This is a genomic window from Chthonobacter rhizosphaerae, assembly GCF_013839525.1.
Lineage (GTDB): Bacteria > Pseudomonadota > Alphaproteobacteria > Rhizobiales > Pleomorphomonadaceae > Chthonobacter > Chthonobacter rhizosphaerae.
In genome coordinates this window covers 260278-286825 of the sequence record NZ_JACDIS010000007.1, presented here as the reverse complement: position 1 = coordinate 286825, position 26548 = coordinate 260278, and the positions used below count along the sequence as shown (strand labels likewise).

The 26548-nt window shown below is 69.4% G+C and carries 23 protein-coding genes and 1 pseudogene; 5 read left to right on the top strand and 19 right to left on the bottom strand.

Features of this window, described 5'->3' with window-relative positions:
* Nucleotides 1–291: 291 nt before the first annotated feature.
* The 7 genes from HND91_RS15010 to pyrF all read right to left on the bottom strand — a co-directional run bounded on the left by HND91_RS15010 (nt 292) and on the right by pyrF (nt 10669).
* Nucleotides 292–1035: an HAD family hydrolase gene (locus HND91_RS15010; protein ID WP_181707398.1), complete on the bottom strand. Its 744-nt coding sequence runs from the start codon at nt 1033–1035 to the stop codon at nt 292–294.
* A gap of 220 nt (nt 1036–1255) precedes the next feature.
* A complete protein-coding gene (locus HND91_RS15005; protein ID WP_181707417.1) occupies nt 1256–2494 on the bottom strand; it encodes an MFS transporter in 1239 nt (412 codons plus the stop codon).
* 204 nt (nt 2495–2698) lie between these two features.
* A complete protein-coding gene (locus HND91_RS15000) occupies nt 2699–3718 on the bottom strand; it encodes a putative bifunctional lysylphosphatidylglycerol flippase/synthetase (RefSeq protein WP_181707397.1) in 1020 nt (339 codons plus the stop codon).
* Between the two features lie 182 nt (nt 3719–3900).
* The gene (locus HND91_RS23240; RefSeq protein ID WP_181707396.1) at nt 3901–6339 is read right to left on the bottom strand and encodes a mechanosensitive ion channel domain-containing protein; all 2439 of its coding nucleotides are present in this window, start codon (nt 6337–6339) and stop codon (nt 3901–3903) included.
* A 99-nt stretch (nt 6340–6438) separates the two neighbouring features.
* Nucleotides 6439–7770, bottom strand: a complete 1332-nt coding sequence (locus HND91_RS14990; RefSeq protein ID WP_181707395.1) for a methyl-accepting chemotaxis protein — start codon at nt 7768–7770, stop codon at nt 6439–6441.
* Between the two features lie 189 nt (nt 7771–7959).
* Nucleotides 7960–9765, bottom strand: coding sequence for an ABC-F family ATP-binding cassette domain-containing protein (locus HND91_RS14985; protein WP_181707394.1), 1806 nt, complete (start codon nt 9763–9765; stop codon nt 7960–7962).
* Nucleotides 9766–9817: 52 nt separating this feature from the next.
* Entirely contained in the window at nt 9818–10669 is an 852-nt protein-coding gene (gene pyrF / locus HND91_RS14980; protein ID WP_181707393.1) for an orotidine-5'-phosphate decarboxylase, read from the bottom strand.
* Between the two features lie 190 nt (nt 10670–10859).
* Between pyrF and purU the strand changes: the two genes are divergently transcribed.
* Nucleotides 10860–11747: a formyltetrahydrofolate deformylase gene (gene purU / locus HND91_RS14975; RefSeq protein WP_246329491.1), complete on the top strand. Its 888-nt coding sequence runs from the start codon at nt 10860–10862 to the stop codon at nt 11745–11747.
* Here purU and HND91_RS23365 read toward each other — a convergent pair.
* The 9 genes and pseudogenes from HND91_RS23365 to HND91_RS14930 all read right to left on the bottom strand — a co-directional run bounded on the left by HND91_RS23365 (nt 11716) and on the right by HND91_RS14930 (nt 20048).
* A pseudogene (locus HND91_RS23365) lies at nt 11716–12045 on the bottom strand (HepT-like ribonuclease domain-containing protein). The gene purU and the pseudogene HND91_RS23365 sit on opposite strands and share 32 nt — an antisense overlap.
* A 45-nt stretch (nt 12046–12090) precedes the next feature.
* Entirely contained in the window at nt 12091–12399 is a 309-nt protein-coding gene (locus HND91_RS14965; protein WP_181707392.1) for a nucleotidyltransferase family protein, read from the bottom strand.
* Between the two features lie 83 nt (nt 12400–12482).
* Nucleotides 12483–13628 carry an iron-containing alcohol dehydrogenase gene (locus tag HND91_RS14960; protein WP_181707391.1) on the bottom strand — a complete coding sequence of 382 codons (1146 nt, stop codon included), beginning with the start codon at nt 13626–13628 and terminating at the stop codon, nt 12483–12485.
* A gap of 231 nt (nt 13629–13859) precedes the next feature.
* Entirely contained in the window at nt 13860–15263 is a 1404-nt protein-coding gene (locus HND91_RS14955; protein ID WP_181707390.1) for an aldehyde dehydrogenase family protein, read from the bottom strand.
* Nucleotides 15264–15280: 17 nt separating this feature from the next.
* Nucleotides 15281–15697 (bottom strand): PIN domain-containing protein, encoded by a 417-nt coding sequence (locus HND91_RS14950; protein ID WP_181707389.1) that lies wholly within the window; start codon nt 15695–15697, stop codon nt 15281–15283.
* On the bottom strand, nt 15690–16112 hold the full coding sequence (locus HND91_RS14945; protein WP_181707388.1) for a hypothetical protein: 423 nt from the start codon (nt 16110–16112) through the stop codon (nt 15690–15692). The genes HND91_RS14950 and HND91_RS14945 overlap by 8 nt, the downstream gene beginning before the upstream one ends.
* Before the next feature lie 66 nt (nt 16113–16178).
* Complete coding sequence (locus tag HND91_RS14940; RefSeq protein ID WP_210272718.1) at nt 16179–17537, bottom strand: glutamine synthetase family protein; 1359 nt, start codon at nt 17535–17537, stop codon at nt 16179–16181.
* A 92-nt stretch (nt 17538–17629) separates the two neighbouring features.
* Nucleotides 17630–19195 (bottom strand): amino acid permease, encoded by a 1566-nt coding sequence (locus HND91_RS14935; RefSeq protein ID WP_181707387.1) that lies wholly within the window; start codon nt 19193–19195, stop codon nt 17630–17632.
* An 85-nt stretch (nt 19196–19280) separates the two neighbouring features.
* A complete protein-coding gene (locus tag HND91_RS14930; RefSeq protein WP_343057348.1) occupies nt 19281–20048 on the bottom strand; it encodes an N-formylglutamate amidohydrolase in 768 nt (255 codons plus the stop codon).
* 175 nt (nt 20049–20223) lie between these two features.
* Here HND91_RS14930 and HND91_RS14925 point away from each other — a divergent pair, with 175 nt between their 5' ends.
* The 4 genes from HND91_RS14925 to HND91_RS14910 all read left to right on the top strand — a co-directional run bounded on the left by HND91_RS14925 (nt 20224) and on the right by HND91_RS14910 (nt 23508).
* Nucleotides 20224–21081, top strand: a complete 858-nt coding sequence (locus tag HND91_RS14925; RefSeq protein WP_181707385.1) for a MurR/RpiR family transcriptional regulator — start codon at nt 20224–20226, stop codon at nt 21079–21081.
* 93 nt (nt 21082–21174) lie between these two features.
* A complete protein-coding gene (gene cobU / locus HND91_RS14920) occupies nt 21175–21693 on the top strand; it encodes a bifunctional adenosylcobinamide kinase/adenosylcobinamide-phosphate guanylyltransferase (protein WP_181707384.1) in 519 nt (172 codons plus the stop codon).
* A complete protein-coding gene (locus HND91_RS14915; protein ID WP_181707383.1) occupies nt 21690–23156 on the top strand; it encodes a cobyric acid synthase in 1467 nt (488 codons plus the stop codon). The genes cobU and HND91_RS14915 overlap by 4 nt, the downstream gene beginning before the upstream one ends.
* Nucleotides 23157–23328: 172 nt before the next feature.
* Nucleotides 23329–23508: a DUF1328 domain-containing protein gene (locus HND91_RS14910; RefSeq protein ID WP_181707382.1), complete on the top strand. Its 180-nt coding sequence runs from the start codon at nt 23329–23331 to the stop codon at nt 23506–23508.
* A gap of 136 nt (nt 23509–23644) precedes the next feature.
* Here the strand turns inward: HND91_RS14910 and HND91_RS23235 are convergent, their stop codons facing one another.
* The 3 genes from HND91_RS23235 to HND91_RS14895 form a co-directional block, all read right to left on the bottom strand.
* Nucleotides 23645–25273: a histidine kinase dimerization/phosphoacceptor domain -containing protein gene (locus tag HND91_RS23235; RefSeq protein ID WP_181707381.1), complete on the bottom strand. Its 1629-nt coding sequence runs from the start codon at nt 25271–25273 to the stop codon at nt 23645–23647.
* 209 nt (nt 25274–25482) lie between these two features.
* The gene (locus HND91_RS14900; RefSeq protein ID WP_181707380.1) at nt 25483–26070 is read right to left on the bottom strand and encodes a sigma-70 family RNA polymerase sigma factor; all 588 of its coding nucleotides are present in this window, start codon (nt 26068–26070) and stop codon (nt 25483–25485) included.
* Complete coding sequence (locus tag HND91_RS14895) at nt 26067–26375, bottom strand: NepR family anti-sigma factor (RefSeq protein ID WP_181707379.1); 309 nt, start codon at nt 26373–26375, stop codon at nt 26067–26069. Before HND91_RS14895 ends, HND91_RS14900 begins: the two co-directional genes overlap by 4 nt.
* Between the last annotated feature and the right edge of the window lie 173 nt (nt 26376–26548).

Genomic DNA, 26548 nt, shown 5'->3' with positions numbered 1-26548 from the left:
GGCCGACGAATGCGTGGATGGTGCGCCAGACGCGCACCATGACGGCGCGGGTCGTCGGAGGGAACGCCTGCTGCTCCGCGGGACATTCTCGAGCGGCGGCCGACGAATGCGTGGACGGTGCGCCAGACGCGCACCATGACGGCTGCGGGGAGGGGGGAGAGGTTAGGTGGCGATTTGCCGGTGGGCGGTGGCGCAGCGGCGGCGGGCGAGGCATCCGTGGAGTCGGCTCGGGGGCGGGGTGGTCGGTGCTTTGTTGCGTCGGCGCGGTGTTGCGGGTTGCGCGGTCTTGGGTCAGCGCTTGAGGACCGGGTGGAAGATCGGGTCGTCGTAGCGGCGGAAGGTTTGCCAGTTCGGGATGGGCTTGTCGGAGCGCAGGAGGGCGCGGGCGCCGGCTCGCGCGGCCATGAGGCCGTCGCGCTCCATGCGGTCACCGATCAGGACGGTCGTGTCCGGCGTGGCGCCGGCGGCCTTCATCAGGACCTCCAGGCCGCGCGGATGCGGCTTCAGCATGCGGACGCCGTCGTCGACGGCGCTGAAGACGTGGTCAGCGAAGAGGCCGAGAACCTCGAGCTTGTCGCGGGCCGGATAGTCGGACAGGACGCCGATGGTCTTGCCGCGCCGGCGCAGGCCCTCGAACAGTTCCGTCAGACCTGGATAGCGGCAGGCGGCGAGGTGGCGGAGCGGACGCGTCTCCATCCATTCGGTGGCGATCTCCCGCACCCTGTCCGCAGGTAGGCCGGCGACGGCTGCGGTTTCGGCGATGAGGACCGGGTCGAAGTCCTCCCGCTCCTCCTCGCCGAGGCGCTCGCGGATCCTGCGATAGGCGCGAAGCGTCGCGATGACCTGGCCATTGCGGGACCGCGCCGCATGGAGGAGCACGTCGAGCGCCATGCGCAGCCGGAGCGGGCGCTGGCGGTAGAGCGTTCCGTCCACGTCGAATGCCACGAGCCGGACGCCGTCCCAGTCGGACGGCAGGAGAGGCGGGTGGCTCGGCGCTGCCTGTCGTGCCAGACCAGAATGGGTTTCGGGGGGCATGGGACTGCGCTCCGGGGCGTCGAACGGGAACCGGGTATCCGGGGCAGAAGCGCCGGGCGGGGCTTCCGGTTCCCGGCCGGTGGCGGCGGGCAGAACCGGGCCGGGTCGTGGCGGTCCGGCAACAAGTTCGGGGACGTCCTCGCGTCGTGGGAATCCGCGGGGCGACGTCGGGGAGCGCGGGTGACGTGGGCCGGAGCGAGGCCGCTGATGCAACCCCTCCTTAATGGCCGTCGAGGCGCTGGACGCGGCGGAGCTCCGGGAACCAGCGCGCCCACAGGGCGGCGACCGCCACGGTGCCGACGCCGCCGAACACCACCGCCGGCACGACCCCGATCAGGGCGGCGGAGACGCCGGCGCGGAACTCGCCGAGTTCGTTGGACGCGCCCACGAACACCATGTTGACCGCGTTGACGCGACCGCGCACGTCGTCGGGCGTGGCGAGCTGGATCATGGTCTCGCGCACATAGACGGACACCATGTCGGTGGCGCCCATGAGGGCGAGGGCCGCGATGCTGACCCAGGCGGTTCCGGACAGGCCGAACACGATGGTGGACAGGCCGAAACCCGCCACCGCCACGAACATCCACAGACCGGCATGGCTGCCGATCGGCCTCAGCCCCAGAGCGGCCGCGACCACGAGAGCGCCGACGCCCGGCGCGGCGCGCATCAGGCCGAGGCCCCAGGGGCCGACCTCCAGGATGTCGCGGGCGTAAACGGGCATCAGGGCGACCGCGCCGCCGAGGAGGACGGCGAAGAGATCGAGCGAGATGGCGCCGAGCACGATGCGGTTGGTGAACACGTAGCGGAAGCCGGCCGAGACCGTGTCCCAGGTCTTCTCCTCGGTGGCGGGCGTGCGCGGCTGCTTCGGCACCATGAGGATGAGCACGCCGGCGGCGAGGAGGATGACGAGGGCGGTGCCGTAGGCGGCGAACTCGGACACGCCGTAGAGGAGGCCGCCGAGCACCGGACCGGTGATGGCGGCGATCTGCCAGGACGAGGAATTCCACGCGATCGCGTTGGCGAGCGCCTCGCTCGGCACGAGGTTCGGGACGAGGGCCTGCATGGCGGGGCCGAAGAAGGCGCGCGCGACGCCGATGGCGACGAGCGTGAGATAGATGGGCCAGACCTCCGTCAGGCCGGCGTGGCCGACCCAGTAGAGCACGGCGGTGCAGAGGAATTCGGCCGCGATGCAGACGGCCATGATCTTGCGGCGGCTGTAGCGGTCCGCGACGGCGCCGGTGAAGAGGACGAGCGCGAGGGCCGGCAGGAACTGGACAAGGCCCACGATGCCGAGGGAGAGCGGGTCGCGGGTAAGGTCGTAGACCTTCCAGCCGACGCAGACCGACACGATCTGGACGCCGAAGGTGCCGAGGGTCCGGCTCAACCAGTAATAGACGAACGGCCGGTAGGCGAAGGCATTCGGCGACGGACCCGCCGAAGCGGTTGCGGACAGGGACATGGTGCGGGCGGTCTCGGGACGACCGGACGGGTGGGCGCCGAAGCCCCTCGGCTCACCCGCCTGGGAGGCGGGCGCGAGGGCGGCCATGCCCGGGTCCGGTCCGGGACGATCCGGATAGCACGGATGGCGCGCCGCCGGAAAGTCTCGCGGGCGCGATCGGATGGCGGCGGGGCGATCGGGAGCGGGGCAGCCGGCGGGGGCTCGTCAGTCGGCGTAGTCGTCGCCGAAGGCGATCCGCTCGCGCGTCTGCCGCCGGTGCCGGACCTCGATGGCGCCGAGGAGGGCGAGCGCCAGGACGAGCGGGACGACGAAATAGATCATCCGGAACAGGATGAGGGCGGCGGCGACGTCCGGACGTTCGGCGATGCCGAGGCCGGTGACGAGCGCCGCCTCGAACACCCCGATGCCGCCCGGGGTGTTGGAGGCGATGCCGGCGATGAGGCCGACCGAATAGGCCACGATGTAGCGGGCGAGGTCCGGCGCGGCGTCGGCCGGCAGCAGCACCCACAGCGCCGCGGCGGCGGCGACGAGATCGACCGCCCCGACGGCGATCATCCCGACGGCCATCCAGGCGTTCGGCAGGCGCACGGTCCAGCCGCCGAGACGAACGGCGCGGCGCTTGCTGCCGACCCAGACCACGAAGCCGACGACGAGGAGGATGAGGACGACGCCGATCAGCCGGTCGACCGCGTGGTGTCCGAACACGGCCTCGGCGCGGCCGGGCTCCAGGGCGAGGCTGAAGCCGAGCACGGCCACGATGCCGGACCACATGGTCATCCAGCTCATGGCGATCAGGCGCCCGACGACGGAGAGGCCCGCGCCCACCATGGAGTAGATGCGATAGCGGGCGGAGCCGCCGGACAGGAGCGGCAGGCCGAGCACGTTGGCGAAGATGTTGGCGATCAGGCTGCCGAGCGCCGCGCGACGGTTGCTGAGCACAGGCTTGCGGCTGATCACCTGCACGGCGATCAGGTCGTAGCAGGCGAGGGACACGAGGCCGAGGCCGGTGAACAGGAAGCTCGCCGCGATTCGCCAGGGCGACATGGTGAGGATCGCCCGCTCCACGTCCGCGTAGGACATGGAGGTGATCATCTGCCACAGCACGAAGGAGGCGGACACGATCAGCCCGATGGCGACGACGGGACCGGCCCAGCGGATCAGGCGATGCACCGAGCCGGCCTCGACGGACCGCGCGTCCGGTTTCTCGTCGACGGGCTGCAACACGACCTCGATTACCTCCAAGGCGCCTCAGGGGCGCGGCGTCCATCGACGGTGTAGGCTGCCCAGTCGGCAGCGGTATGACAGAACGGTGTCCTCGATGTGCGAGCCGTGGACGGAAATCGAGACCGGCGCCGAGCAGAAAGCCCGAGACGGCAGATCCGTCAAGGGGGTAAGTCGCCTCATCGTCACCGGTGGGCCATGTCGTCGGCCTCGTCCTCGGCGTCCTCGTCGCGCTTGCGGGGGCTGTCGGGGACGTCGACCGTGTCGAGGGGCGTGGGCTTGCGGCGGCGCGGCCGGGGGCTGCGGGCGGGGCGTTCGGAGCCGTCCCGGCCGGTGTCCTCGGCCAGCACCCGGAGATCCGGCTCGCCGGAGCCCTTCGGGTGCCCGAACCAGACCGTCTGCTGGGGGAAGGGGATCTCGACGCCGTTCTCGTCGAACACCTCCTTGACGAACTCCGTGTAGGCACGGCCGACGCCCCACTGCTGACCGGGCACCGTCTTGATGCGGCCGCGGATGACGACCGCATTGTCGGTCAGCTGCATCACGCCGTTCATCTCCAGCGGTTCCAGGATGTGCGCGCCATGGGGCGTCGCCATCAGGCGCTCGAAGGCGACGCCCATGAGGCGCTTCACCTCGGGGATGTTCTCCTTGTAGGCGACAGACACGTCGGCCACGTGGAAGGCGAACCCGCGCATCGCGTTGGAGACGCTGTCCACGGAGGAGAAGGGGATCACGTGGTAGACGCCGTTCACGTCGCGCAGGCCGACGGAGCGGATGGTGAGCCGCTCCACCACGCCGGAGATGTTGAAGACGGTCACCACGTCGCCTTCGTTCATGGCGTTCTCGAACTGGATGAAGGCGCCGGTGATGATGTCCTGGACGAGCTTCTGGGAGCCGAAGCCGACCGCCAGGCCGAGCACGCCCGCGCCGGCGATGAGCGGGGCGATGTCGACGCCGAGCTCCGACAGGGCCAGCATGGTGGTGATGACCACGAGGAGGATCGAGAAGGCGTTCCGGAACAGGGAGAACAGGGTGCGGGCGCGCGCCGTGGAGACGCGGCCGGATGCGGGGTTGAGCCGGTACTCGATCCAGGAGGTGGCGGCGATCCAGATCACCATGGCGATCACCACGATGATGAGCGCCGTGATGATGCGGCCGACGAGGGCCCGGCCGGGCTCGGTCTCCATCCAGCCGGCGACGTCGATGACCTCCCAGGCCTGCAGGATGGCCGCGACCACGACGATGAACATCAGGATCCTGAGAACGCCGAGGAAGCTCGGGATCAGGAGGTTGAGGCGGTTCTCAAGAAGAGGCAGCGCGCGCTTGATGTCGGCCGGCAGGCGGATGCCGCCGGTGATGGCGCGCGACATGAGGCTCATCAGGCCACCGCCGAGCACGATGATGACGAGTGTCTGGACCGTGGCGGTCGCCATGTAGCTGACCGCGTCGAACGGGCGGCTGACCCAGATGGCGAAGGCGACGAGCACGTAGGAGATGACGAACAGGTGCCAGGCGCGGGCGGCCACCGCCAGCGAGGCGGAGAGGGCGCCGCCGCGGATCAGCATGGCGGCGTCGATCAGGCCGTCGCGCACCCGGGCGCGGTTGCGCAGCACCAGGGTAATGGTGGTGACGAGGGCGATGAGCACGATGGCGAGGCGCACCCCGAGGCCGACCGCGAAGGCGATGGTGGAGTTCACGATCGGGACCACCAGCATGACGCCGTAACCTAGGAAGCCGATCAGGCGCGCGATCCACCAGTTCCAGTAGCGGGCGGTGGCGTCGGTGATCGGAAACACCCGCAGCGCCGGACGGCGCGGCTGGAAGACGGCCCGGACCACCACCTTGGTGACCTCGATGAGCGCGAAGGCGTTGAGGAACAGGCTCTCGATGAGGTCAATGCGGGTGCCGGCGGTGTTGGCGACCAGATAGGTGCCGGCCGCCACCCAGCTGAGTCCGACGATGATGAGGTCGAGCGCTGTCGCCATGATGGCGAGCACCACCCGGTTGACGGGTTGACCGCTTTCGGCGGCGAGGTCGGCGAGCCTGTTCATCGGCCACTGGGCGAACCAGCGGATCGTATAGAGGGTGAAGAAGGCGACCAGGACGAGCCCGAGGAGAGGGACCACCTCCTGGCCGACCCGGTTCCAGTCGATCTCCATGGAGCCGTTGAAGAGACGGAACAGGTTGGCGAGCCCGCGCCAGATCTTGGTGACGAAGTCGGAGATCTCGCGGGCGAGGCTCTGGGTGTATTCGCCGAGTTCGCGGGCGAGGGTGTCGTCGGTGAGATCGAGCGGCGGCGAGACGGCGGGGGGCGCCGGGGCGGCTGCCTGGCCGGGAGCGGGGGCGGCGCCCGGCGCCGGCGCCGCGGGGGCGTCGGCCGGCTTGGCGAGACGGCTGAGCTCCTCAACCAGCCGGGTGCGCGCCGCCTCGTCGTTCAGGACCTTGATGAGCGCGTCGGCGGCCTCCTGCGAGGTGAGCGCGTTCGGCTCGGCCCCGTCGGCCGCCTCCGGCTCGGCCGGCTTGGCGAACCCCGGAAGGCCCGGGATGGTCTGGGCCGAGGCTCCGCCGAGGGCGGCGAAGACCACCACGAGGATGGCGAGCAGGCAGGATCGGAAGTGCGTCACGAAGCGGAGGCCCCTGATCTCGTCGAACGGGGACCCATTCAACGCCCAAGTTGGGCACGATCAAGGCTCGACGGCGCGACGCAGGCCGAAACCGTGGGCTCAGGTGGGCAGGCCGAGCGACCGGGCGAGGTCCACGATCTTCTGCATGGCTTCCGTGGACGTCTTGTCCATCGCCACATAGTGGTCGATCGCCTTGCCCATGTTGCCGCCGGAGACCTCCTGCACCATGCGGGCGGCGTCCTGTGCCATGGAGTCGGCCATGGGCGCCAGCGCGCGGAACGCCGGATGGGAGCGGACCTCCGGATCGGTGACGAGGTCGTAGGCTTCGCCGAGGGGCTTGTTGCGGGTGCCGAAGCTGCGCGGATCCAGCGGCCTCAGCCCGACGAGGCATTCCGCGAGGCTCCGCTTCCAGCGCATGTGGTCGGCGCGCATGCGCCGCTCGTTCATGCCGCTGATGCCGAGGGCGCGGGCGTCGTCCAGCTTGCGGCCGAGAAGCTGCTCGGCCTTCTCGATGTAGTTGGCGGAGCTCTTGGTATCGGTCTCGTTCTGGCCGGCGAGCCGCGCGATCTCGGTCAGGCTCTTGGCGATGGACTCGGTCGCGTTCTGCTGGTCCGCCAGCATGCTGGCGATCGAGCCGATCGACCCGTTCACCTCGCCGACGCAGCCCTGGATGCTCTCCATGTCGTTGACGACCGCCTCGAAGGTGGCGGCGCCGTCACGGACCTTGGAGCCGCCTTCGGCCATGGCGTGCAGCATGGACTGCATGACGTCGGCGAGGGTGGAGAGCTGCCCCCGGATGAGCTCGGTGGTCTTGGACGTCTCCTCCGACAGGGCCTTCACCTCGGCGGCCACGACCGCGAAGCCGCGGCCCGCCTCGCCGGCGCGCGCCGCCTCGATGGTGGCGTTGAGGGCGAGGAGCTTGGTCTGGCTGGAGATGTTCTCGATCTCCTTGGCGAAGCCGCCGATCGACTCGGTGGCGCTGCCGAGCATCTGCATGCGCTCGTCGAGACCGCTGAACGCGGCGGAGATCTCCGACATGGCGCGGCCGGCGGACTGTGCCCTGGCGGCGCCGACGCCGACCAGTTCGCGGGCGTCGCTGGATCGCTGCTGGGCGCCCTCGCTCAGTTCGGCGATATTCTGGATCGTCCGGGCCATCTCCTCGACGGCGCCGGAAATCGCCACCGTCTCGCCGGACAGTTTGCGGACGTTGCCGTTCGACCAGGCCATCAGGCACATGAGCTCGCTCATGTTGACGGAGAGGTCCACCGTCTGCCCGAAGTCGACCGAAAGCCGGCCCCTGAGATCGGCAAGATCCTTGTGCGCGGCGGACAGCTGAGCCTCGCTTGCCGCCGCAAGCGCCCGGATCTCCTCGGAGCCGGTGCCGGACGACGCCGGGTTTGCGCCGACCGATTTCTTCGCCAGACCGAACATGGTCCCCCCTTCAATCAACCTTCAAGGCCGACCTGGAGTGGACCACGCACCTGTTAAAGTTCCATTTCTGTTGATAATGCCGACAAGTTTGCTGCAGTGCAGTACAGGTCGGGCCAATAAGTAGATGTGCGTATAGTAGCTTAGAGATTTACACGGCGTTGGAGATCGAGCCTAGATAGATTCGCGGGCTCAGCCCAGCTCCTCACGGAGCATTTCAAGCCTCAACCATTCCTCCTCCATGGATGCAATTTCCGCTTCCGTATTTGCGAGGAGATTGGCCGTTCGAGAAAACTTCCCGTGATCGGTCCCGTAGAGAGCCGGGTCGGCGAGTTCTGCCTTGAGCTTGGCGGCCTTGGCGGTCAGAGCCTCGATCCGGCCCGGAAGCGTCTCCAGGGCATGCTTGTCCTTGAACGACAGCTTCGATCGGGTCTTCTGGGGAGCCGTAGTCTGCTGCGACGGCCGCGTGGTCCGCTCTTCGTCCGGCGCCCGGCGGGCCTCGACGCCCTTCCCGCGCTGGGCGACCATGTCGCTGTAACCGCCCGCATACTCCGTCCAGCGCCCGTCACCCTCGGCCATGATCACGGACGTCACCACCCGGTCGATGAAGTCGCGGTCGTGGCTGACCACGATCACCGTGCCGGCATAGTCGCCGAGCAGATCCTCCAGGAGATCGAGGGTCTCCAGGTCCAGGTCGTTGGTGGGCTCGTCGAGGACGAGGAGGTTGGACGGCCGGGCGAGCGCGCGTGCCAACATGACGCGACCCCGTTCGCCGCCGGAGAGGGCGGACAGGGGCGTGCGGGCCTGTTCGGGCGTGAACAGGAAGTCCTTCATGTAGCCGATGACGTGGCGCTTCTCCTCGCCGATCACCACCCAGTCGCCCTTGCCGTCGGTGAGGGCGTCGGCGAGCGTGGTGTTCGGGTCGAGGCTGGCGCGGCGCTGGTCGAGGGTCTGCATCTCCAAAGAGATGCCGAGCTTCACCGTGCCGGCGTCCGGCTCCAGGTCGCCGGTGAGGAGACGCAGGAGCGTGGTCTTGCCGGCGCCGTTGGGGCCGAGGATGCCGATCCGGTCGCCGCGGGCGACGCGGGTGGAGAAGTCCGACACGATCGGCCGCCCGGCGTAGCTCTTGGAGAGGCCCTTCGCCTCGATCACCAGCTTGGAGCCGGCTTCCGCCTGGGCCGCCTCCATCCTGACGGCCCCTGTGGGGCCGCGGTGCTCCCGCTTCTGGCGGCGCATGTCGGCCAGGAGACCGACGCGTCGGACGTTGCGCTTGCGCCGGGCGGTGACGCCGTAGCGCATCCAGTGCTCCTCGGCCTTGATGCGCTGGTCGAGCTTCTGGAGTTCCCGTTCCTCCTCGGCGAGCACCTCGTCGCGCCAATCCTCGAAATGGGCGAAGCCGCGCTCGAGGGTGCGTGTGACGCCGCGGTCGAGCCAGACCGTGGTGCGCGACAGGTTCTCCAGGAAGCGCCGGTCGTGGGAGATCAGCACGAGGGCGGAGCGGAGCGACTTCAGCTCGCTCTCCAGCCACTCGATGGCGGGCAGGTCCAGGTGGTTGGTGGGTTCGTCGAGGAGCAGGATGTCGGGCTCCGGGGCGAGCACGCGGGCGAGGGCCGCCCGGCGCGCCTCGCCGCCGGAAAGGCCGGCGGGCTTCTCCTCGCCGGTGAGGCCGAGCTCGGTGAGGAGATACTGGGCGCGGTAGGCGTCGTCGCCCGGGCCGAGACCGGCCTCCACATAGGCGAGCGTGTTCGCGTAGGCGGAAAGGTCCGGCTCCTGCGGCAGGTAGCGGATCGTCTTGCCGGGCTGGACGAAACGTTCGCCGTCATCGGCTTCCACGAGGCCGGCGGCGATCTTGAGGAGCGTGGACTTGCCCGACCCGTTGCGGCCCACGAGCGTGATGCGGTCACCCTCGCCGACGACGAGGTCCGCCCCGGTGAGGAGCGGAGTCGCCCCGAAGGTGAGGCGGGTGTTCTTCAGGAAGAGGACGGGAGGCGAAGCCATGAGCGAGCGATCTGTCCGGAACGGATGGGGCTGAGGGCCGCGGACCTGGAGGTCAGCCGCGAAGGGCGAACGCCTCGTCGCGGAGGCCATCGGTCACCTCGCGGATGCGGGCGCGGGTCGGCCCGGCGTGGCCGATCTGGCGCGAGACGGTGGGAAGCGTGCGCCTGGAGGCGGCGGAGCCGAAGCGCAGGCGCACATCCTTCATGGTGGCGCCTTGCGCGCCGATGCCGGGCGCCAGGATGAGCGACGTGCCGAGCCGCTCCAGCACCGCGTCGGCATCGTCGAGGGTGGCCCCGACGACGGCGCCCACGGGACCGATCCTCTCGCCGGTGAGGTGGGCGGCGTTGAAGGCGGTGAGATCGTCGGCGAGCGCGTCGGCCACGGTTCGGTCGTCCTCCTGGCGGGCGTTCTGCAGCACGATGCCGTCCGGGTTCGACGAGCGGACCACGACGAAGAGGCCGGCGCCCGCCGCGATCGCGCGCTGGACCACCGGACGGAGCGAGCCGGACCCCATGTAGGCGCCGAGGGTGATCGCGTCCACCGGCAGGCCCGCGTCGTCGCCGAGCCAGGCGGCGGCGTAGGCTTCCAGGGTGTGGCCGATGTCCATGCGCTTGACGTCGGCGAGCGCCAGGGCGTCGGCGGAGCGGATGTGGCTCACGACCTCCTCGAGCGCCTTCAGGCCCCGCCAGCCGAACCGTTCGTAGAAGGCGACCTGGGGCTTGAACACGCCGATCCGGTCGCCGAGGGCTTCCACCATCTCCAGGCCGAACACGCGGACGCCTTCGGCGGAATAGGGCAGGTCCCAGAGCTTCAGGGTTTCCGGCGCCGGATCGATGCCGACGCAGAGCGGCGATCGGGCGGCGGCAAGCTTGGCGAAGCGGTCGGCGAAGGCGGTGACGGGCATTTCGGGTCTCGCGTCGGGACTTTTCGAGAGGGTCTTAGACCGTTCCGCCGGAGCCGTGAAGGCTTTGATGGATTCCGCCGCGAAAGCGACGGCGGATGCTGCGTACCGGTCGCGTTCGGACTAGAAGCGGGGGCGGAAAACCGTGAACCTCACGGTCGGCCGATCAACACAGACCAAAAGACCGTCCCCCATGTCCACCCTGTCCCCCATGAGCACCGAAACTCCCGCCGAGACCCGTTTCATCCTGACCCTGTCGTGCGACGACAAGCCCGGCATCGTGGCCGGCGTCGCCTCCACACTCGCCAACGCGGGCGGCAACATCGTGGAGAGCCACCAGTATGGCGACGCCGAGACCGGCCGCTTCTTCATGCGCGTGCTGTTCCAGGCGCCGGCCGGCGTGATGGCCGGCGACGTGAAGGGCGCGCTCGGCGCCATCGCCAAGCGGTTCGAGATGACGTGGGACGTGGTGGACAGCGCCGCCAAGGCGCGGCTCGTCGTGATGGTGTCGAAGTTCGACCACTGCCTTCAGGACCTGCTCTATCGCTCCCGGATGGGCGCCCTGCCGGTGGAGATCGTGGCGATCGTCTCCAACCACCAGATGAGCCGCGGCACGGCGGAGAGCCACGGCATCCCCTTCCACCATTGGCCGGTGACCCCGGAGACCAAGGCGGCCCAGGAGGAGCGCCTGTTCGCCCTGGTAGACGAGGTGAAGGCGGATCTCGTCGTGCTCGCACGCTACATGCAGGTGCTCTCCGACGCGGCGTCGCAGCGGATCTCCGGGCGGGCGATCAACATCCACCACTCCTTCCTGCCGGCCTTCAAGGGCGCCGCCCCCTACAGCCAGGCGCACCGGCGCGGCGTGAAGCTGATCGGCGCCACGGCCCACTATGTGACCGGCGACCTGGACGAGGGGCCGATCATCGAGCAGGACGCCGAGCGGGTGACCCACGCGGACAGCGCCGAGACGCTGATGATCAAGGGCCGCGACATCGAGGCGCGTGTGCTCGCCCGCGCCGTGAAGGCGCACGTGGAGCGGCGGGTGTTCATCAACGGGGTGAAGACGGTGGTGTTCGGGTGAGGAGGGAGGCCGGGGCATTCCGCTCCAGGATACCCTGGACGACGACGACCAGCCCCGGCAGATCGGTGACGACCATGTCGATGACGCGATCCCTCAGAATGCCGTCGTAGTCGTGGCGGAGGATGTTGCCGAGGCTCCTGAGCGCCTTCCAGGGCTAATCCGGCGCTTGATCCTCCGCCCAAGACCCGAGCTTGGTTGCCGCTTCGGAGATGCGTCCGAGGCATCGCTCGACGGCATCATAGGCCATGTCGCTTCTTTCCAGCGTGTCGCGATCGAAGCCATTCGAGTAGCGCCGGATCCGCTCGGCGTTGTCAGGATATCCTCCAGACGTACGAGCGGCCGGCTAGAAGACAACGGAGCGGTCCTTCGCGATCTCCCGTTCCAGGCGCGAGCCGGGTCGCGGCTCTGGGATGACATCCACGCTCCGGCCGAGCATCCGGCCGAGGTCTTGCTGAAGGTCGTCCAGGAAGCCGAAAAAGCCGAGGCCCTTCGGCACGCGTCTTTCATCGAGGCGGACCACGATGTCAATGTCGCTTTCCGGCCCGGCGTCGCCGCGGGCCACCGAGCCGAACAGGGCGGCACTCACCACCCCGCGGGACCGAAGATCCCGCTGGTCCTGTCTCAGGCGCTCCATGACGTCGGTCTTGCTCATGGCTCAAGCATACAGCAAGAGGCGACCTGGCTTCCACTCCGGTCGGGCGGGCGGCGGAACCTGACCCGCCACCCGGATCATGCTCACAGGGCCGAGCGGAAGATCGCCTTGGCGGCGGTCTCGTCGAGGGGGACCGGGTTGCCGCCGGCGGTGGGGTCGACCACCGCCATGGCGGCGATCTCGTCCAGGCGGGCGTCGTCCACGTCGAGGCCGGCGAGGGTGTGCGGGATGCCGATCTCCCGGCGAAGGTCGAGGATCCAGGCGACGAAGGCGTCGAACGAGCGCTCCAGGCCGAGATAGGCGGCGGCGCGGGCGAGGCTTTCCTCCACGGCGGGGCGATTGAAGTTCAGCACGTAGGGCATGAACACCGCGTTGGTGAGGCCGTGGTGGGTGTCGTAGAGCGCGCCGACCGGGTGGGAGAGCGCGTGGATGCCGCCGAGGCCCTTCTGGAAGGCGGTGGCCCCCATGGCGGCGGCCGTCAGCATGGCGCCGCGGGCGTCGATGTCGTCGGGCGTCGACACGGCGCGCGGGAGATTGTCCTTGACGAGGCGCATGCCTTCCAGGGCGATGCCGTCGGCCATCGGGTGGAAGCCGGGGGCGCAATAGGCCTCGATGCAGTGGGCGAGGGCGTCCATGCCGGTCCAGGCGGTGATCTTCGCCGGCAGGCCGACGGTGAGCTCCGGATCCAGGATGGTGACCGAGGGCATCATCTTCGGGTGGAAGATGACCTTCTTGGTGTGGGTCGCCTCGTGGGTGATGACGCCCGCGCGGCCGACCTCCGAACCGGTGCCGGCGGTGGTGGAGACGCAGATGTTCGGCGCGATGCCGGCCGGGTCGGCGCGGGTCCACCAGTCGCCGATGTCCTCGAAGTCCCACATGGGCCGGGTCTGGCCGGCCATGAAGGCGATGACCTTGCCGACGTCGAGCGCCGAGCCACCGCCGAAGCACACGACGCCGTCGCACTTGCCGAGGCGCAGGCGGTCGATGCCGGCGTAGACGTTGCTCTCCACCGGGTTGCTCTTCACCTCGGAGAAGACCGTGACGGCGAGGCCGGCCTCCTTCAGGGACTCCACGGCCGCCTGGGTCATGGGCAGGTCGACGAGTCCGGGATCGGTGACGAAGAGCGGGCGGGCGATGCCGGTCGCCTTGCAGGCGTCGGCGAGTTCCCGAATGCGGCCGGCGCCGAAGCGGACGGCGGTGGGGTAGTTCCAGTTGGCGCGGGTGGTCATTGGGTCGTGACTCTGGTTGGGATGTCGGCGCCGGCACCCCCCACCCCAACCCTCCCCCACAAGGGGAGAGGGGGCCGGGCGGCGGGTCAGGCGGATTTCCGAGGGTCGGGCCTCAGCCGTCGGGATGATGGCGGTTCACGCCCGACGACTGTTTCGGGCAAGGAACCCTCCGCCTTAGGAGGGAAGGCAGGGCGGGTGGAGCACCACCCTTGATCGAGAGGAGCCCCCTTCTCACACCGGCGCCTTGCGGACGTACCAGCTCTTCGGGCGGGTGAGGCCGTGGAAGCCGAGGGGCGAGAGGGCGGCGCCGCGGCCGGTGTCCTTGACGCCGGTCCAGGTGAGGGCGGGGTCGAGGTAGTCGCAGCGGTTGACGAAGACGGTGCCGGTCTCGATCCGGGCACCGATCGCCTCGGCGGCGTCCAGATCCTCGGTCCAGAGCGAGGCGGTGAGGCCGTAGCGGCTGTCGTTCATGAGCTGGATGGCCTCCTCGTCGTCGCGCACCTTCATGATGCCGACGGCCGGGCCGAAGGTCTCCTCGGTCATGAAGTCCATCTGGTGGTTCACGTCCGTGAGGATCTGCGGCGCCAGATAGGGGGTGCCCTCCGCGTCGGCCGCGAAGCTTTTCGGGTCGAGATGCGCCTTGGCTCCGGCGCGGACCGCGCGGGCGATCTGGTCGCGCACGAACGAGGCCTGCCGGGCGCGGGCGAGCGGGCCGAGGGTGACGGCCGGGTCGGTGGGGTTGCCGAGCACGTAGCCCTTGGCGAACGCCACGAGGCCCTCGACGAACTCGTCGTAGACCTTCTCGTGCACATAGACGCGCTCCACGCCGCAGCAGCACTGGCCGGAGTTGAAGAAGGCGCCGTCGGCGACGTTCTCGATGGCGAACTGCATCCTGGCGTCCGGCCGGATGTAGGCGGGGTCCTTGCCGCCGAGCTCCAGGTTGATGGGCAGGAACCTACCGACGGCCGCCCGCTCCATGGCCTCGCCGCCCGCCACCGAGCCGGTGAAGGCGACCATGTCGACGAGACGGGACGCGATCACCCGGCCCGACTGTTCGTGGGAGAGGACGACGTGCTGGAACACGCCCTTCGGCAGGCCGGCCTGATCGAACGCCTTCTGGAAGCGCTCGGCGACGAGAAGGGTCTGGTCGGAATGCTTCAGCACCACCGTGTTGCCGGCCATGAGGGCGGGCATCACGGAATTGACCGTGGTCAGGAAGGGGTAGTTCCACGGGGCGAGGACGAAGACGACGCCGAGCGGCTCGCGGGTGATCTTCCGATGGGCGCCCGACGTGCCGTTCTCAAGCCCGGAGTCGAGGGGCGCGAGGCTTTCGGCCGCGATCTTCGCCATGTGGCGGGTGCGCTGCTCGACGCCGTTGAGCTCGAACGGGGTGTAGCGGATCGGCCGGCCCATCTGCCAGGTGAGCTCCTCGGCGATCTCCTGGCGCATGGCGAGGAGCGCGTCGAGCGCCTTCAGGCAGTAGTCGATGCGCTCGTCGAGGGGCAGGGCGGCCCAGGCCTTCTGGGCGTCGCGAGCGGCGGAGAAGAGGCCGGCCACCTCGGCTTCGGTGGCGAGCGGACGCTCCGCGTAGAGGGAGCCGTCCACGGGAGAGATGAGCTTCAGGGTATCTGTCATGATGGGCTCGTCATGGTTCAGCAGGCGAGGGCCGACACGTGCCCGGCGTCCGCATAGGACAGGGTCAGGCGGTCGCGGGTGAGGATGGTGAGGTCGTGTGCGCGGGCGGTGGCGATGATGATGCGATCGAAGGGGTCTCGCGGCGGATCGCCGGGCAGGTAGGACGACGCGATAGCGACGTCCGCGCGGAGCGGCTGTTCCTTGAAGCCGGCGCGCGAGAGGAGAAGGCCGAACAGGTCGTGGGGCTCGGCGCCGAGGCTTAGACGGTTGCGGCTTGCCAGCATCCCGAGTTCCCAGGCCGTGATGGTGGACACGAACACGGGTCGCCCGAGATCGAAGGCGTCGTCCATCGCCGTGATGGCAAAGGACGAAAGCTCCGCATCCTCCAGGATCCAGATCGCCGCGCAGGTATCGACGAGGAGTCCGTCAGCCACCGTACGTCTCTTCCAGCCAGTCGGACTCGATGGTGGGCTGCGTCAGGTCGTAGCCGGGCGCCACCGAGATCAAGCCCTTCAGCGCTCCGAACGCGGGGTGGCGACGGCGCTTGCGGCCGTGCTCGTCGGACGTGGGCTCGACGCCGGCCGCCTCGAGATTCGCCGCGTGGGTCGGCCCGGACCGGTGCAGGACGACGCGCAGAGCGGTCGGGTCGACGTCAGCGGGGACGAAGCCGGCCTCGGACAGGTCGCGATGAATGCCTTCCGCGTCGGGCTGGGGATCGACCCAGCCGTTCGCCACTCTCAAGGAGTCCGGAAGCGCCTCTCCGCTCAGCATCTCGATCTGACGGAACGAGAGGGTGACCCGCTCCGTCGGGGAGGCCTCCAGAAACGACTTGAGATCCACCTTGCCCATGGCTCACTCCTCCCGTGGGCCGAACCTTCCTGCATCCGAAGGATATGCGCCCAATCCGGACCGCCCTCAATAGCGCTCGAACCCACGCTTGAGCTCCCAGTCGGTGATGCGGCGGTCGTATTCGAATTGCTCCCATTCGGCGGTGTGCACGTAGTGCTCGACGACCTCGTCGCCGAAGGCCTTGCGGAGCATTTCCGAGCCCTTCAGCGTCCCGATCGCCTCGCGGAGCGTCTTGGGGATCTCGCGGATGCCCTTGCCGCCGTAGGCGTCGCCGACGAAGGCGGGCTCCAGCTCCATCTCGTTCTCGATGCCGGAAAGGCCGGCGGCCAGCATGGCGGCGTAGGCGAGGTGGGGGTTGAGGTCGGCGCCGCCGACGCGGCATTCGGCGCGGATCGCCTTGGAGCCTTCTCCCACCACGCGGAAGCCGGCGGTGCGGTTGTCGCCGCTCCACACGGCCTTCGTGGGGGCGAAGGTGCCGACCTGGAAGCGCTTGTAGCTGTTGATGTAGGGGGCGAGGAACCAGGTGATCTCGCGGGCGTGGTGGAGGAGGCCGGCGAGGTAGTGGCGCATGAGCGTGGACATGCCGTGCTCGGCGTCCTTGTCGAGGAAGAGCGGGCCATCCTTCGACCAGAGCGACTGGTGCACGTGGCAGGACGAGCCGGCGAGGTCGTAGGCGTATTTGGCCATGAAGGTGACGGCCTTACCCTGGAGGTGGGCGATCTCCTTGATGCCGGTCTTCATGATGGCGTGCTCGTCCGCCATGGTGAGGGCGTCGGCGTAGCGGACGTTGATCTCCTCCTGGCCCGGACCCCACTCGCCCTTGGAATTCTCCACCTTGATGCCCGCGCGGGAGAGCTGGTTGCGGATCTCCCGCATGAACGGCTCCTCCATCGTGGTCGGCAGGATGCCGTAGTCCTCGATGTAGGGCGTGAAGGTCTTCAGCTGACGGTAGCTCTTGGCGTTCGCGGACGCGTAGGTCTCGTCGAACAGGTAGAACTCCAGCTCGGACGCGAAGTAGGCGCTCCAGCCCCTCTCCTCCAGGCGGGCGATCTGCTTCTTCAGGAGCCCGCGCGGGGAATGCGGCAGGTCGTGGTGATGGTGGTCCTGCACGTCGCAGAGGATGAGCGCCGTGCCGGGCAGCCAGGGCGTCCGCCGCAGGGTGGCGAAGTCGGGCTTCAGCACGAAGTCGCCGTAACCCTTCTCCCAGCTCGCCGCCGCGTAGCCCGGCACCGGCTCCATGTCGATGTCGACCGTCAGGAGGTAGTTGCAGGCATGGGTCTCGTCGTGGCTGTCCAGAAAGTGCTCCGCGTGGAAGCGCTTGCCCATCAGGCGGCCCTGCATGTCCACGAAGGCGACGTTCACGGTGTCGATGGTGCCGGCCGCGACCTCGGCCTTGAGGGTTTCGAGCGTCAGATTGCCGGGCATGGTGATCAGCGTTCCTCTCTGCGTCTTCTTCGTCGGGTGGTCGGGAAGGCCGCCGGGCGGGCGGCCTTCCGTCTTCGGTCAGATACGGGCGGTCAGTGGATCTCGCCGACGGCCCTCTCGGCCTCCAGGATCTCCTTCTGGCGCTTGGCGATCATGTCGCCGAGCGGCGGGCCCTGGAAGCGGCGCGTCTCGAAGCCGAACCAGACCACGGCGGTGATCACCAGGAAGCCCACGGTGATCGGCAGCGCCCAGTCGTTCGGCGGCTGGATGCCGATGTAGAAGATCAGCGCCATGGCGACGATCGCCAGGACCGCGACCACCTTGTAGGTTCCGATACCCATGTTCCACGGCCCCATCACCGGCCATTTCGGGCTGCCGATGGTGACGAGCCCGAGGGCGATCGGCAAGGCGAAGGAGAGGAACAGGAAGATCACCGTGCACGAGACGACGATCGAATAGGCCGGCGTGCCCGCGATGGTGATGGCGGAGGTGAACCAGACGAAGAGGACAGAAAGGGCGGCGCCGGTCCATATCGCCGCCACCGGCGTGCGGTGCTTCGGGCTGACCTTGGCGAGCGCCGACGACGCGGGCAGGCCCTTGTCGCGGGAGAAGGCGAAGATCATGCGCGAGCAGGAGGTGACGGTGGCGAGGCCGCACAGGAACTGGGAGACGAAGATCGCCACGTAGAGGATTTCCTTGATGACCGGGTTCACCTGGGCGTCCATGGCCCAGAAGAACACGTTCCAGCCCTGCTTGGCCGCTTCGTCCATGTTCGGGATCATGAGCACGAACGAGCAGAGCATCACGTAGCCGAAGACCGCCGACCAGATGACTGACGACACCATGCCCTTGGGCACCGAGACGGCTGCCTTCATGGTCTCCTCGGAGGTGTGCGCCGAGGCGTCGTAGCCGGTGATCGTGTAGATCGGCAGGAGAAGGCCGAGCAGGAAGGCCATGGTGCCCGATACGGCCACCGGCCAGACGCCCGAGGCGCCTTCGGTGCCGGTGTAGTTGGCGAAGGTGAAGAGGCGCGAGACCTCCCAGTTGTCGGCCGCCCCGAGGCAGACCAGCGTCAGCGCGATGGCGGTGGCGAAGATCAGGTAGCCGGAGAAGTCGGTCAGCTTGGCGGTGAGGCCGATGCCGAAGTGGTTGATGAGCGCCTGCAGGCCGGTGATCACGGCGACGAAGAGGACCCGGTCGAACAGGGTGTCCTCTAGGCCGATGTAGCTGCCGAGGGCGCCGAGGAAGAAGTAGAAGGTGCCGACGTTGATGGCGCCGAGCACGGTGACGAGGCCGAGGAGGTTCAGCCACGCGGCGAGCCAGCCGGTGAAGCGGTTGCCGAGGATGGATCCCCAGTGGTAGAGGCCGCCCGCCGTCGGGTAGGCGGACGAGATCTGGGCGAGCCCGAGCGCGAAGATGCCCGAGATCAGGCAGCCGAGCGGCCATCCGAGCCCGATGGCGGCGCCGCCCGCGCCGGCGGTGGCCTGTCCGAGCGAGTTGATGCCGCCGGACAGGATGCAGATGATCGAGAAGGAAATGGCGAAGTTGGAGAAGGCGCTCATGCGCCGTTCCAATTCCTGGGCGTATCCCATGGAGTGCAGGTGATGGACGTCCTGCTTCCGGTCCTGTTCCGTGTAGCCTTGAGAACCTGTCGACATGTCTCAGCGTCCCCGTCTCTGAAGTCCGGCGCGCGGCCGGAGGTCTTTCTTCCACGCCGGATCGACCGATCGGCGTGCCCCTGCGTCAATCGTCGGCAGCGCCCGGTTTCCGGGTCATGGCGCCGACGAGCATGTCCGCCCAGCGTGCCTGGGCGTCTTCGGTCCGCACTTCGTCGTTGCGGATTTCGATCATGACGTTCGGCAGGCCGCGCGAGACCGCGTGCCTGTCGAGCGTCCAGTAGACTTCGTCCGCCGGTCCGTAGGGCTCGTTGGCGGCGGCCACGATGCCGGGCTCGGCCCCGAGCGCCGCCAGCATGGGGGCGGCGAGGCGGGTGTCGCGGCCGTGGAGGATGCCCACGTGCATGGGCCGGGGGACGCCCTTGTAGACGGGCGTGAAGGTGTGGACGGCGACCACGGCGACGTCCGCCGCGCCCCTGGCGGCGCAGGCGGCGGTGTGCCGCTCCAGGAGCGCCTCCAGGGCGGAATGGTACGGCTCGTAGACCGCGGCGACGCGCGCGGCGCGGTCGTCGGCGGAAAGGGTCCGGTTGCCCGGGATGGCGGTGGTCTCGCTCACCTCCGGGATCAGCGTGGCGGAGGACAGCGGGCGGTTGAGGTCGAGCACCAGGCGCGACACGGTCGCCCGGAATAGGGGGGCGTCCAGCGTCTCGGCCATGCGCCGGGCGACGCCGAGGGCGCCGGGATCCCAGGCGATGTGCGTCTCCATGGCGTCGGGACCAACGCCGAGGTCGCTCCACGGGGCGGGCAGATGGTTGCTGGCGTGGTCGACGACGATCAGATACGGGCCGCGGCCGGCCTCGTTCTCGATCACGAAGGGGTCGGATGACTCACCCACCGTCGTCTCCCAGGGTAGCCGCGGCAAATCCTCCTCCGCGCCGGCGTGTAACATCCTGGTCACCCTGTTGCCGCGAGTCAATTCCTGTAACGAGGGTTACAGATTTTCGTGCAATCTGGCGAAGGAACTGGCAGGCTTTCGGCCATGGCTTGAGCAGACCCCGGCGGGAGGGCGCATGGACGGCAGCGGCACGGGCGACCTGACGATCGCGGAACGGATCCGGGACGACCTCCACCGCTTCACGCCGACCGAGCGCAAGGCCGCCCACGTGCTTCTCGCCAACTACCCGGTCGCCGGTTTGGAAACGACGGCGGAGTTCGCCAAGCGGGCGGACGTAAGCGCGCCGACGGTGCTGCGGTTCGTCTCGCGGCTGGGGTTCCAGAGCTATCCGGACTTCCAGCGGGCCTTGCGCGAGGAGCTGGACAAGCAGGGCCAGAGCCCGCTCGCCAAGAAGGCCTACGGTAGCGGGGAGGCGGGGATCGGCGGTCCGCTGGCGGCGTTCCGGGACGGGCTGGTGGACAACATACGGGAGACTTTTCGGCACGTGCCGGCGGCGGAGTTCGACGCGGTGGTGACGCTGCTCGCCGACCGGCGGCGGCCGGTGCACCTGATCGGCGGTCGCTTCACCGACGTGCTGGCGGCCCACATGACGGCGCACCTGCGGGTGGTGCGGCCGGGGGTCGGCCACATCTCCGGCCAGCCGGGCAACTGGCGCGACCAGGCGGTGGACTATGGCCGCAGCGACGTGGTGGTGATGTTCGACATCCGTCGCTACCAGGACGATCTCGCCCGGCTCGCCGGTGTGGCGGCCGGGCGGGGCGCCACGGTGGTGCTGATGACGGACCAGTGGCTTTCGCCGATCGCCCGCCACGCCCGGCACGTGCTGTCGGCGCGGGTGGCGGTACCATCGCGCTGGGACTCGCTCACCGCCATGCTGGCCCTGTCGGAAGCGGTGCTCGCGGCCGTGACCGAGCGGATCTGGCCGGACGCGGAGCAGCGGATCCAGGCGATCGACGGTCTCCGGTCGAAGTGACCATCGGCTCGACGGGAGGAGCGTCGCCGAAAGTCGCGCTCCCCGACGCGTGGCCCCATGCGGTCGCGCGGCCATGATGCTATGACGGCGGCCATGACAGCCTTCTATCCCCACCTCGTCCTCGGCGGCGCGCGGTCCGGCAAGAGCCGGTTCGCCGAGAACGCCATCCGCGCCGCCGGGCGCGACCCTTGGGTCTATATCGCCACCGCCGAAGCCTTCGATCCGGAGATGGAGGCGCGGATCGAGCGCCACCGGCTGGACCGGGGCTCCGGCTGGGTGACGGTGGACGCGCCCCACGACCTCGCCGCCGTGCTGGACGACATGGGCGCGGGCGACCAGCCGATCCTGGTCGACTGCCTGACGCTCTGGCTCTCCAACCGGCTCCTCGCCGACGCGGACCTGGAGGCCGACTGCGAGGAGCTCGTGGCGGCGGTCCGGCGGGTGACGGCCCCGCTCGTCCTGGTTTCCAACGAGGTGGGGTTCGGCATCGTGCCCGACAACGCGCTCGCCCGGCGATTCCGGGACGCGCAGGGCCGCCTCAACCAGGACATGGCCGCGATCGCCGCGCAGGTGACGCTGGTGGTGGCCGGGCTGCCGGTGTCGGTGAAATGACCGGCCGGGCGGTGATGATCCAGGGCACGGGCTCGGACGTCGGCAAGTCGCTGACGGTGGCGGGGCTGTGCCGGCTCGCGGTCCGGCGCGGGCTGCGGGTCATGCCGTTCAAGCCGCAGAACATGTCCAACAACGCGGCCGTGACGGAGGACGGCGGAGAGATCGGACGGGCGCAGGCGCTGCAGGCGCGGGCGGCCCGGGTGCCGCTCACCGTGCACCTGAACCCGGTGCTCCTGAAGCCGCAGAGCGAGATCGGCGCCCAGGTGATCGTGCACGGCCGCCGGGTGGGCACCACGAAGGCGGCGGACTACCAGACGCTGAAGGCCTCGCTGAAGGCGGCGGTGCTGGAGAGCTTCGCGCGTCTGAAATCGGACGCCGACCTCGTGATCGTGGAAGGGGCGGGAAGCGCGTCGGAGGTGAACCTCCGGGCCAACGACATCGCCAACATGGGCTTCGCCCGGGCGGCGGACGTGCCGGTGGTCCTCCTAGGCGACATCGATCGAGGCGGCGTGATCGCGAGCCTCGTCGGCACCAAGGCGGTGATCGACCCGGCGGACGCGGCCATGATCCACGGCTTCATCGTCAACCGCTTCCGGGGCGACCCGCGCCTCTTCGACGACGGCATGCGGTTCGTCGCCGAGGCGACTGGCTGGGAGGCCCTCGGCCTCGTGCCGCACATGCCGGCGGCGGCATCGCTGCCGGCAGAGGACGCGGTGGCGCTGGACCGGGCGCGGGGAACGGCGGGGGCCGGCCGAGTGACGATCGCGGTGCCGGTGACGCCGCTGATCTCAAACTTCGACGATTTCGACGCGCTGGCCCTGGAGCCGTCCGTGGACCTCGTGTTCGTGCGGCGGGGCCAGCCGATCCCGGTGGCCGACCTGGTGATCCTGCCGGGGTCGAAGGCGACGATCGCCGACCTCGCGGCCTTCCGGGCCGAGGGGTGGGACGTGGACCTCGCGGCGCACGTGCGCAGGGGCGGCCGGGTGCTCGGCGTCTGCGGCGGCTACCAGATGCTCGGCCGGCGCATCGGCGACCCGGACGGGATCGAGGGACCGCCGGGCTCGGTGGAGGGCCTCGGCCTTCTCGACGTGGAGACGGTGCTGACGCCGGTGAAGGCGCTGACCCGGGTGACGGGCCGCAGCCTCGCCGACGGAGCGGCGCTCGACGGCTACGAGATGCACGTGGGCAGGACCGACGGCGCCGGGACCCGACGGCCTTTCGCCGAGATCACGGACGCGGGCGGAGCGCGGCTCGACGGCGCCGTGTCGCCCAGCGGCGCGGTGGTCGGCACCTACCTCCACGGCCTGTTCGGATCCGACGCGCAGCGGGCGGCCTGGCTCGGGCGGATCGGCGCCGGATCGTCGCTCGACTACGACGCCGCCGTCGAAACGGCGCTCGATGCCGTGGCGGATACTCTGGAGCAGCATGTGAACGTGGATCGGATCTTCGCGATCGCCCGGTGACGACTCGGCCGAGCGGTCATGCCCTTCGCATTCTCACGTTAAGCGAGAGTCATTCTTCCCCAGTTTTCGTTTCGGACCTCGGAACCGGATCCTCGCTGCCTCAGTTGAAAGAACATGAGATCGACGACTGCTGGTGTACTCGTCGATCGAAGTCTGAAACGGAGGGATGACTATGCTGGGCTGGGCACTCACTTTCCTGATCATCGCGCTGATCGCGGCCGCTCTTGGTTTCGGTGGAATCGCCGGTACTGCAGTCGGTATCGCCAAGCTGATCTTCTTCGTCGCGATCGTCCTGTTCGTGATCTCTCTGATCTACGGCCTCGTGTCGGGTCGTCGTCCGCCCGCCGTCTGACGGGCGTCGAACAACGACGCTGATCTTCGATCGCTGAAGTGAAAAGCCGGCCGGGTCACCCCGAGCCGGCTTTTCCATTCCTGGGAGAAAAGGCCGGGAGCCTGGCGGGCGGGCGCGGGCGCGCGAGCCGTCGCGCTCAGGGCTCCAGGCTGACCTCGATGGCGTGACCCTCGCGGCGGACCTCGGCGCCGAGCTGGGCCGCGTAGGCGCGGGCGAGCCGGTCGGCGAGGGGGCGCGTGGCGGTCGCGTCCTCATGGCCGGTGACGATGCAGGCGAGAATGCGGGTCCGCTCCGGATCGACCCAGACGGTGGAGATGCGCACCGTGTCGTCGGTGGTGCGGGCGCGGTCGAACACCGGGACGAGCAGTTCGGTCATCAGGAGGGCGAACGGGATGGCCCGATCCAGGTGCAGCGACATGCCCTCGCCGAGATCCTCGATGGTGACGGACCGGGAGGTGAGGTCGGCGCTTTCGCGCAGGCGCTCGATGAGGTCGACCATCAGGGTGGCGATGGGCACCTGTCCGGTCTCCCCGTCGGCGTACGACGCCCGATAGGCGGCGGCAAGCGCCTGCACCCGGTCATGCGCCTCCCGGATGGCGGCCTCGGTGGCCGGCTCCGCCTCGCGGCGCTGCAGGGTGAGGAGACTTGCGATCATCTGGAAATTGTTCTTCACCCGGTGATGAAGCTCGCGGACGAAGTGGTTCTTCTCGGCGAGCGCCCGCTCCAGGTCGGCCGACCGCGCCTCGATGCGGGCCGCCATGGTGTCGAAGCTTTCGCCGAAGGCCCGGAACTCCTCCGGCGCCTTGTCCATGGAGCCGACGCGCACGGAGAGGGCGCCCTCGCCATAGTGGCGCGTGACCCGGCCGAGCTTGCGGACCCAGCGGTTGACCAGCCGGTCGACGCCGAACCAGGCGATCGCCACGGCCGCGACCAGGAACAGGAACGGGACGCCCGCCACGAGGGCGAGACGGACGGGGAGGGGCTGGTTGACCGCGCTCGCGTCGCTCGTCACGGCGACGCGCACGTTCGTGGACGCGACGCGGGCGATGGCGACGTAGCCGGCGCCGGGCGCGTTCACCTGCACGACGGGAAGGGCGCCGGAACTGACGCCGTGCACGGCGGCGAGAATGGCGGAGATCTCGGACGCTTGCACGACGCCCTCCGGGTCGGCGATGACGCCGCCGGCCTCGGTGAGGAGGAAGACCCGGCCTCGTCCCAAGCCGGCGATCGAGGTGGTGACGCGCTCCCAGATCGGATCGAGCGCCACGTGGACGACCGCGAGCGGGCCGGGACCGGCGTGGCGCGTTCGGACGATGCGGATGGCGGGCTGGCCCGAGGCCCCGATGGCGACGACCGCGTCGGACCGGGCCTCCACGACCGGCACGCCGCCGGTGATCGGCACAAGGCCGTTGGCCGCGCGGACGAGGCCGCAGACCCGCTCGGACCCGTTGAGAACCGACGCGTCGGCGATCTTGGTCACCAGCGTCATCAGCCGGGTCAGGTTGAGGGTGCAGCGGGTGGGGTCGGATCCGATGCCTTCGGTGGCGAGCGTCACGTCGGTCGCCCGGGCCGCGCCTTCGGTGACCGACTCCACGAGGCCGGCGACCACGCGCGCGGTCTCGTAGCGGGCGCGCATCTCCGCCTCGCGGGCGGTCTCGCCCGCGGTCCAGCCGTAGACGGCGCCCAGGGTGGCGAGCGGAAGCACGGCCGCGACCAGCAGCAAGCCGATCCGCACCCCGAGAGGAAGCCCGCCCGTGACGGTCACGCCACGCTCCGTTCGACCAGTCCGCACACCTTCAGACCCACTTCACGGCTCCAGCCCGACGCGACCTCGTTTTCTTCAGAAGGCCGGCGGACCGGCGGACGGAAAGATGGTGGCTCGCGGCGACCCGGACGTCGGACAAGGCGGGGCCGCGGAGCGCCGGGCGGGATGTCGGTCCGTCCCGGCGCGCGCCAATGGCGGAAGCGATCCGGTCAGGTCCCCGACCGGACGGCCACGAGCGAGTCGCCCATCACGGCCTGCGTCGCCTCGTCGGGACCGAACACTTCGGCCGACGGGATGGCCATGATCTCGGCAAGCTTGTTGCGGGCCCGGTTGACGCGGCTCTTCACCGTGCCGACCGCGCAGCCGCAGATCTCGGCCGCCTCCTCGTAGGAGAAGCCGCTCGCGCCGATCAGGATCAGCGCCTCGCGCTGGTCGTCGGGCAGACGCCCGAGCGCCTCGCGAAAGTCGGCGAGGTCCATGTGGCCGTTCTGGCTCGGGTGGGTGGCAAGGCGCGCCGCGTGCTCGCCCTCCACGTCCTGGACCTCGCGCCGCTGCTTGCGATGGTTGGAATAGAAGGTGTTGCGAAGGATGGTGAACAGCCACGCGCGCATGTTCGTGCCCGGCGTGAAGCTGTCGAGGTTCGACCACGCCTTCACGAGCGTTTCCTGCACGAGATCGTCGGCCCGGTCGGCATCCGCGGTCAGCGACACCGCGAAGGCCCGCAGGGGCGGGATCGCGGCGAGCAGCTCGTCCCGGAGCGCCCGCTTACCCCCCTTGGCCTCATCGCTTTCGGTCATGGGCGTGCGTCCGATCCGATCGTGTTCAGCTGGTCGGCGGGCGCATCGTCGCCGGCCGCCGAACCGGCGGCGCCGGCCGCCTTCTGGCCGGCCGCGGCCCCGGTCGCCTCGGCGGAGTCCAGGCGGTCGAGCAGCTGCGCGAAACGGTCCGGGATGGGCTCGGAGAGAACGCTGTCGTAGAATGCCTTCAGGCGCAGGCCGATATGCGCCTGGAGGTCCGGCGACATGGGCCGGCCGTCCCGGTCAGGCTGCGATCCAGTCAGGGCCCGTTCAGGCAGGTCCTTGTTCATCTTGTCGCGGGTCAAGAGTGGTGTCCTTCGCGGTGGTCTTCGTCGCGGCGGGTGCGGCTCCGCTCGTCTCAGGTCCCATGGAAACTCGAGCTTTGAACGCCGCAGGACGATCCTGGTTCCGGAGTTTCGAAGCGATCCGAAAAAATAGCTCCAGGTATGCGTATCTTCGGAACCGGACGGCCGAGTCG

What these genes read in the sequence shown, in the direction of transcription:
- HND91_RS14900 (WP_181707380.1), bottom strand. Translation starts at nt 26,070, where the DNA reads ATGACCGAAAGCGATGAGGCCAAGGGGGGTAAGCGGGCGCTCCGGGAC.
- pyrF (WP_181707393.1), bottom strand. Translation starts at nt 10,669, where the DNA reads ATGCCCGTCACCGCCTTCGCCGACCGCTTCGCCAAGCTTGCCGCCGCC.
- HND91_RS14915 (WP_181707383.1), top strand. Translation starts at nt 21,690, where the DNA reads ATGACCGGCCGGGCGGTGATGATCCAGGGCACGGGCTCGGACGTCGGC.
- HND91_RS14935 (WP_181707387.1), bottom strand. Translation starts at nt 19,195, where the DNA reads ATGTCGACAGGTTCTCAAGGCTACACGGAACAGGACCGGAAGCAGGAC.
- HND91_RS15010 (WP_181707398.1), bottom strand. Translation starts at nt 1,035, where the DNA reads ATGCCCCCCGAAACCCATTCTGGTCTGGCACGACAGGCAGCGCCGAGC.
- HND91_RS14945 (WP_181707388.1), bottom strand. Translation starts at nt 16,112, where the DNA reads ATGGGCAAGGTGGATCTCAAGTCGTTTCTGGAGGCCTCCCCGACGGAG.
- HND91_RS14960 (WP_181707391.1), bottom strand. Translation starts at nt 13,628, where the DNA reads ATGACCACCCGCGCCAACTGGAACTACCCCACCGCCGTCCGCTTCGGC.
- cobU (WP_181707384.1), top strand. Translation starts at nt 21,175, where the DNA reads ATGACAGCCTTCTATCCCCACCTCGTCCTCGGCGGCGCGCGGTCCGGC.
- HND91_RS15005 (WP_181707417.1), bottom strand. Translation starts at nt 2,494, where the DNA reads ATGTCCCTGTCCGCAACCGCTTCGGCGGGTCCGTCGCCGAATGCCTTC.
- purU (WP_246329491.1), top strand. Translation starts at nt 10,860, where the DNA reads ATGTCCACCCTGTCCCCCATGAGCACCGAAACTCCCGCCGAGACCCGT.
- HND91_RS14965 (WP_181707392.1), bottom strand. Translation starts at nt 12,399, where the DNA reads ATGAGCAAGACCGACGTCATGGAGCGCCTGAGACAGGACCAGCGGGAT.
- HND91_RS14955 (WP_181707390.1), bottom strand. Translation starts at nt 15,263, where the DNA reads ATGACAGATACCCTGAAGCTCATCTCTCCCGTGGACGGCTCCCTCTAC.
- HND91_RS14990 (WP_181707395.1), bottom strand. Translation starts at nt 7,770, where the DNA reads ATGTTCGGTCTGGCGAAGAAATCGGTCGGCGCAAACCCGGCGTCGTCC.
- HND91_RS14925 (WP_181707385.1), top strand. Translation starts at nt 20,224, where the DNA reads ATGGACGGCAGCGGCACGGGCGACCTGACGATCGCGGAACGGATCCGG.
- HND91_RS14910 (WP_181707382.1), top strand. Translation starts at nt 23,329, where the DNA reads ATGCTGGGCTGGGCACTCACTTTCCTGATCATCGCGCTGATCGCGGCC.
- HND91_RS14985 (WP_181707394.1), bottom strand. Translation starts at nt 9,765, where the DNA reads ATGGCTTCGCCTCCCGTCCTCTTCCTGAAGAACACCCGCCTCACCTTC.
- HND91_RS14940 (WP_210272718.1), bottom strand. Translation starts at nt 17,537, where the DNA reads ATGCCCGGCAATCTGACGCTCGAAACCCTCAAGGCCGAGGTCGCGGCC.